This window comes from Actibacterium naphthalenivorans (genome assembly GCF_014196965.1).
Taxonomy (GTDB): domain Bacteria; phylum Pseudomonadota; class Alphaproteobacteria; order Rhodobacterales; family Rhodobacteraceae; genus Actibacterium_A; species Actibacterium_A naphthalenivorans.
Genome location: NZ_JACIEQ010000029.1, coordinates 1 through 6,395 on the forward strand (window position 1 = coordinate 1; position 6,395 = coordinate 6,395).

Here is a 6,395-nt window from a genome sequence, read left to right on the forward strand (position 1 = left end):
CCCCCGGATGGCGCTGCAAAAGCGCAGGGATCTCCGTCTCCATCGTCGTGTTCGAACTGGGCACTATCAGGCCGATACGTTTCATGGCTCTTCCTTCTTTTGCATTCGGCGCCGCGCGCCGCATCTTTTCGCTCGGCGCTTCTCAGGTCAGCGACACGAGAATCGCCAGCCCGATTGCGACGTTCACCGCGCCAAGTGCCGCCCCGACCTTGCCCCAACCGTCAGAGCACACCTGAACAGGCGCGGGCATCGCATATCCCGCCGCCGCTGCCGCGGGTGACACGGACGGGCGCGGCATGGGCCCTGGCGCCGCCACCGCGGATTCCTTGCCACTCAGCTTGTCCTGCAGGGTCTGGGCAAAGACCCCGGTGATCTTTTCCGCCTGCCTGGCGATGACCTTCTGCCCCACGCTGCCCAGCACACCGGCAAGGGCGGCTTCACTTTCAACACGAACCTCGGTGCTGCTCCCCTGCGGGATCAGGCGCACCAGACTTTCAGCGCGAAAATTTCCGACCGCTCCGCGCACAGCGCTGCCTGTCGCGGTAAAGGCGATACGCTCGCCCTGCACTTTTTCGGTGATGTGCACCTTGGCCTCGAACGTAGCCGAGATCGGCCCGACGCTTTGCTTGACACGCGCCGTGAAGGTTTCGGGATCCAGCATCTCGAGCGATTCAACGCCTGGGATGCAATAGGCGACCTGCTCGGGCTGATCGAAAAAGGCCCATAGTGTGTCAATGGGCTGATCGACGATGAACTCTTGAAGGAATTTCAAAGAAGGGCTTCCTTGTTTTCGGTTGTGCAATCCGCCAGGGCGCGCAGGGCGCGACCGACATGGATTTCCGTCAGATGGCGGCGGTATTCGTCAGAGGCGCGGATATCGCTGGGCGGGCTGATTTCAGCGGCGGCACCGGCGGCCGCCTTGGCGATATCCGCGCAGTCAAGTGCGGTCCCCTCGACCAGATCCATGGCCGCGCGCGCCAGCACTGGGGTTTCGTCCACCCCGCCCAGACCGATGCGCAGATTGCGCCAGATGCCGTCGCTGCAATCGCCGAGCACAGCGACGGACACGACCGCAAAATCATTGTGCCGCCGGTTCACCTCGGCAAAGATGAAATGATCGGGGTGGCGGGGATAGTGCACCTCAAGCAGCATTTCCTCGTTTTCCAAGGCGGTGGCATAGGAGCCCAGAAAGAACTCTTCGAGCGGAATTTGGCGCGCGCCATTTGGCCCGCGCACATGCGCCACCGCCCCTAGCGTCAGCGCGGCAAGCGGCATTTCACCGGTCGGGTCGGCCTGAACCAGGCTGCCCCCGACCGAGCCCCGGTTGCGGACCTGTCGGTCACCCACATAGCGGATCATATGGGCCAGCAGCGGCAGACGCCGCGCGATCAGCGGGTCATGCTCGATGGTGTGATAGCGGACCAGCGCGCCCAGAACGGTCACATCGCCGCGCTCTTCGATCTGGTCCAGACCTGAAACGCGCCCGATATCGATCAGGGCCGAGGGGCGCCACAGGCGCAGGTTCATCATCGGCATGAGGCTTTGACCCCCGGCAAGAATGCGGGCGCTGCCGCCATAATCGCCAAGCAACGCGATCGCCTCATCCACCGAGCCGGGCCGGTGATAGATGAAGTCCGAAGCCTTCATCCCTTGGCTCCGCCGCCGGACATGCGCATCAGGACATGGTTGATCGGTGACGTGACCTTGAGAACCGGCTTCGCCTCCTTGCTGCTCCAGACGGTTTCGGGCCGGACCTGAAGGACCGCAATGTCGCCGTTGGCGCCGATGGCCCATTCGATATCCTGCGGCGCGCCCCGATCCTTTTCGATCCGCTTGGCAAGGATGGCCAGCGCCACGGCATCGGCCTGGCTCAGACAGGGGCTGTCCTGCCGCCCGTCGTTGACCGGAAACAGATCGACGCCACCGCTTTCGGTATCAAAGCGGTATTCCTCGGTCTGGTGCGATATCTTGCTTTTCAGCAGCTTCAGCGTGACCTTGTCGACGGTGAACTGGCTTGGGGTGATGTCGCCTTTGACCACGCCCTCGCCCAAGCCCCAACAGGATTCGATGGCGATTTTCGATCGGTCGCCGGTGATCGGATCGAGCGTGAACATCACCCCGGCCGCGCGCGCCTGCACCATCTGCTGAATGCCCACGCAAATGCCGAAGTCACCCTTGGAAATGACGGATTCGCCATCGTGCTTGTAGGACAGGACCGCGTCACCATACATCCCGGCCCAGCATTTGCGCATATGCTGCAACAAGGCATCAGCGCCGGTGATCCACAGATACGTCTCGTACTGGCCGGCAAAGCTGGCCCCGGCCAGATCCTCGGATTCCCCCGAGGAGCGGACCGCGACGGGAACGTTGGCCGCCGTGCGGGTTTCCAACGCGTCATAGGCCGTGCGCACCGCAGTCTCCAGCGCCTCGGGCAGAGGGGCGTTCAGAATCCCGTGGATCAGCGCGACGGTCTCTTTCGCGATATGTTCAGGATCCAGATCGGCGCAGGCCTTTCGCACGCGCGCGGCCTCTTCGACCAGCCCGGCCGCCTCCATGAAATCGCGGTAGGCATGGGTGGTGATCCCGAAACCGGGCGGAACCGCCAGCCCCGCCGCGGTCGATTCCGCCAGGCTGGAAAACTTGCCGCCCAGGATCGGGTTCTTCGAGGCTGCAGGGTCGTCGAGCCAAAGGATGTAGGGGCGATCACTCATTCTGCTGCCTCTTCTTCAAGGATGCGTACAATCCCGATGTTGCCGTCGACCTCGATCATGTCGCCGGTCTTGATCCGGGCGGTGGCAAAGCCGGTTCCGACAACGGCCGGAAGGCCGTATTCGCGCGAAATGATTGCGGTATGCGCCATCATCCCGCCGACGTCAGACACGGCAGCCTGGATGCGAGGGAACACAGGCGCCCAGCTTGGCGCTGTCACGCGGCAGACCAGAATTTCGCCATCGACCACATCGTAGAGCTGATCGGGCTCGGAAATGACGCGTGCCTTGCCGGTCACCTTGCCTGCCGATGCCGCGACACCCCGCAATTCCGTTGCAGATTCAGGGTCGACACCCAGCCATTCCTCGATCGTTTCCTGCGTGATGCCCCAAAGCATGATCGTCAGCGGTTCGGTGATGGTGTCAGGCGGCGTGCCCAGGGCGGGGGGCGGTGTCCACTTGCACAGCGCATCACGGATGCGGCGGCGCTCGGCGATAATCGGTCGCCAATAAGTTTCGCCGCGCGGTTGCGTGCCGACAGCCCAGCCGATGATCATATCGTACAGCGCATCGTAGATTTCGTGACGGTGCAGATAGAATATGTCCTCGTTCGTGTCGAAGAACTTGTGCGCCACGAAGACATCGCCCAGCTCGCGCACCTTCGACCAGAAGATCGAGTGATGCAGATGCTCGACATAGAAATTGTGATCCTCGACAAAGGGGAACACCTTGCGCGCAAGTCCGATCAGGCTGTCGAACGCCTCACGATCATCGTCGGTGGGCAGCAGCTCGCGGTATTCGGCGGTGACCTGTTCGCGTTTCTCGAGGATCTTGTCCAACGGGCGGCGCACGTCTTCGCCATTGCGGATCGCGGTGATGTAGCCGCGCATTGCGGTAAAGGGCAGGCGCAGGTCCGTCATCCAGACCGGATCGGCGTGACAGTAGCCAGAGCCGGTAGAATACCAGAACCAGGGATCTTTCGCATCTTCCAGCGCGGCAAGCCATTCCTTGCCGGCATTGGTTGTCGCCATGTCCGCGAGGATGTCATCGGGTGACCGGTTGGGCATGATGAGATCCGCGACGCCCAGATCGACGGCCTTTTGCGACAGCTTGCGCAATTCGTCATCGGGGCGGAACAGCAGGATGTCGATGCCCGAGACCATGTCGGTAATGCTTTGATCCGCAATGCCCGGAAACACGCTCTGGCAGAATTCGCGAAAGGTCAAATAAGCGCCATAACCCAGATTGAGCATCTCGAAATGATAGGAGCCCATTTCGAGCATGTTCTCGATCATGCGGCTGTAGTCCTTGAGCATCTCGAGTGAGGAATAGGTGCCCGTGTGACCCGTGATGCTGCTTTCGGGTTCGTATTTCGGCAGCGGCTTGAACTCGATCGCGCGCAGCCGGTCGATACAATCTTGCGCCTTCGTCTTCCAATTGACGAAAATCTCATCCCAGTTCTCGAAATAATGCCCTGCCCGCTTGGCAAAATATTCCTGCCGCTCGGCGATCTGTTCGGGGTCCGTCACCGCGTTCGGGCTGACATAAAGATAGCCGTTGATGATCCGGTGATCGATGCCCATGGCAGGGGGCAGCGCCCAGACCCTGCTCGACATCTGGCTGACAGCGACCCACCAGTTTTCGGTCATGATCGTGTCAAAGGGATACAGGGGATCAGGGTTGTGCATTCCGTCGAAGAACCAGAACTTGGACTCCTCGAAAGCGCGCCGATCCTCGCTCAGAAGCGCGTAGTAACGATACAGGCTCTCCCAGCCTTCCGCGCCCTCGGGCGCTGCAATATCGAAAGGATTTGCGAACGAATTGTCCGTCTTTGCCATTGTGGTCTCCATTACCCTTTATTTCCCTGCCTGCTCGGCGCCTGCAGATATGCCAGCGCATCGTCCAGCCCGATGACATCACCATATTTCTGCTGTATATCGAATAGGTTGGCTTCATGCGGCGCCTGTGCACGATCGGCCACGCAGTCGCGCGGAACCAGCACGTTGAACCCGCTTTGCACCGCGTCCACCACTGTCGCGCGGACGCAGCCACTTGTTGTTGCACCCGCAATCAGCACGGTATCGATACCAGCCCCGGCAAGCAGTGCCGCCAGATTCGTTCCGTGAAATCCAGAGGCTCCATGCTTTACAATCACAGGCTCCGCTTCACTCGGTGCCAGCCGGTCGTCGATCTCGACGAGGCGGGTCCCGGCCATCAGCGCCTTCATCCCACTCGCCTTACGCAACCACGGCAGCATCGTGACCTCGCCGGGCGTGTAGCTGATCGTCGTAAAAATAACCGCCCGCCCCGCCACTCTAGCCACATCAAGAAGCTTTCTGGTTGCGGCTATCTCATCGCTCATGTCCGCGGCGGTCGGGTAGCAAGTGTCAGTGAAGCCATATGAGAAATCAACAACCACGACTGCGGGCGCAAGCCCTCGCGGAACCGACCGGCCAAAACCTGCATCCGCATACGTATCCAGGTCGGCCTCATTCCGCATTGCAACGCCCCTTCTTGCCATATCGTGACATCCCTCACTTTTGTGGTATACTGGTATACCAAAAGCATGAGGTCAAAACATCTTGCGCCCAAGCAGAAAAAAAAAGCGACACCCACGCCATGGGTCCACTTTTATGGCATAAATGATTAAAAAAAGAGCGCCCAGAGAATTGCGCACTTACGCAGCACAGTTGCCCCGGGATGATTGGCTTGTTGAAACCCGCCATAGGTGTTAGCCAACAAATTCTCTGAGGAAAAATTAACTGAGTAGCCAAGTAGATGTCAGGATATTTTTCGGACAATATCAATCCGGTAACGGTACGCACCAGCGAAGGCGTCGCTGACATCATCCGGCGGGAAATACTGTCGGGGAACCTCAAACCCGACCAACCGTTGTTGGAACGCAACCTTGCCCAGGAACTGGGCGTCAGCCGCACCCCGGTGCGCGAGGCACTTTTTGCCTTGCAGGGCGAAGGGCTTGTCGAACTCGTACCTCGCAAATACGCCCGCGTAAGGAAGATTACACCCAAAGATATCTCACAAATCTACGCATTGCGCCTGGTTCTGGAGGCGCACGCGGCCGAAAGCGCCGCCCGCTACGCAGACAGCGCAGCCATTCTTGAGATTGAAACAACGTTGCTGCGTCAGAAAAGCTTACCAAAAAACTGCTCCGCCATGGAGCAAGCGAACGCGGATCTCGCATTTCACGCGGCAATCTCGGCCGCTTCGGGAAGCCAGATACTGAAAACAGTATCTAACCAGGTGCTTGGTATAACGGCAACGCTGCGGTCACGTTTCAAATATGAACCCGCGCAAACAAAACTCGCCTTCAATCAGCACAAGGCCATTCTGGCTGCAATAAAAGAGCGAAACCCCGAATTGGCATTTGCGCGCATGTCCGAACATATTCAGACCTCCACGGACTACGCCAAGGGCAAGGTCGTCATCGAGGAAAGCTGATACACGCCTCACCATCGCCCGCACTCGAGCCTCGACGGGCTTACCCTGCGGGAGTATCACCAAAGGTCAGAAGAAGACCAAAACCTGAACAGAGCTAACCAATAAACGCGGGCTCAGAGGGGAGCAGGTCACGGGGGTAATCCCCCCCGAAAGTAAGGGGCTGCATAAGTAGAATTTTCTCGGCAAGATGAACGAGGAGATTTCGAATGAAGACAAGCAGATACACTG

The 6,395-nt window shown here is 59.6% G+C and carries 6 protein-coding genes; 1 reads left to right on the forward strand and 5 read right to left on the reverse strand.

Features of this window, described 5'->3' with window-relative positions:
- Positions 1–142: 142 nt before the first annotated feature.
- From GGR17_RS19905 to GGR17_RS19925, 5 genes are read right to left on the reverse strand one after another with little or no spacing between them, the layout of a single operon-like run.
- Positions 143–772, reverse strand: coding sequence for a CoxG family protein (locus tag GGR17_RS19905; RefSeq protein ID WP_054539482.1), 630 nt, complete (start codon positions 770–772; stop codon positions 143–145).
- A complete protein-coding gene (locus GGR17_RS19910) occupies positions 769–1,647 on the reverse strand; it encodes an FAD binding domain-containing protein (protein ID WP_054539483.1) in 879 nt (292 codons plus the stop codon). The genes GGR17_RS19905 and GGR17_RS19910 overlap by 4 nt, the downstream gene beginning before the upstream one ends.
- The gene (locus tag GGR17_RS19915; protein ID WP_054539484.1) at positions 1,644–2,711 is read right to left on the reverse strand and encodes a PEP/pyruvate-binding domain-containing protein; all 1,068 of its coding nucleotides are present in this window, start codon (positions 2,709–2,711) and stop codon (positions 1,644–1,646) included. Before GGR17_RS19915 ends, GGR17_RS19910 begins: the two co-directional genes overlap by 4 nt.
- A complete protein-coding gene (locus tag GGR17_RS19920; RefSeq protein WP_207642711.1) occupies positions 2,708–4,546 on the reverse strand; it encodes a PEP-utilizing enzyme in 1,839 nt (612 codons plus the stop codon). The genes GGR17_RS19915 and GGR17_RS19920 overlap by 4 nt, the downstream gene beginning before the upstream one ends.
- Before the next feature lie 11 nt (positions 4,547–4,557).
- Positions 4,558–5,208 (reverse strand): isochorismatase family protein, encoded by a 651-nt coding sequence (locus GGR17_RS19925; protein ID WP_054539486.1) that lies wholly within the window; start codon positions 5,206–5,208, stop codon positions 4,558–4,560.
- A gap of 278 nt (positions 5,209–5,486) precedes the next feature.
- Here GGR17_RS19925 and GGR17_RS19930 point away from each other — a divergent pair, with 278 nt between their 5' ends.
- A complete protein-coding gene (locus GGR17_RS19930; RefSeq protein WP_054539487.1) occupies positions 5,487–6,167 on the forward strand; it encodes a GntR family transcriptional regulator in 681 nt (226 codons plus the stop codon).
- The last annotated feature ends 228 nt before the right edge of the window (positions 6,168–6,395 follow it).

Excerpts from the sequence above, each read along its gene's own strand:
- GGR17_RS19920 (WP_207642711.1), bottom strand. The coding sequence starts at position 4,546 with ATGGCAAAGACGGACAATTCGTTCGCAAATCCTTTCGATATTGCAGCG.
- GGR17_RS19930 (WP_054539487.1), top strand. The coding sequence starts at position 5,487 with ATGTCAGGATATTTTTCGGACAATATCAATCCGGTAACGGTACGCACC.
- GGR17_RS19925 (WP_054539486.1), bottom strand. The coding sequence starts at position 5,208 with ATGCGGAATGAGGCCGACCTGGATACGTATGCGGATGCAGGTTTTGGC.
- GGR17_RS19915 (WP_054539484.1), bottom strand. The coding sequence starts at position 2,711 with ATGAGTGATCGCCCCTACATCCTTTGGCTCGACGACCCTGCAGCCTCG.
- GGR17_RS19910 (WP_054539483.1), bottom strand. The coding sequence starts at position 1,647 with ATGAAGGCTTCGGACTTCATCTATCACCGGCCCGGCTCGGTGGATGAG.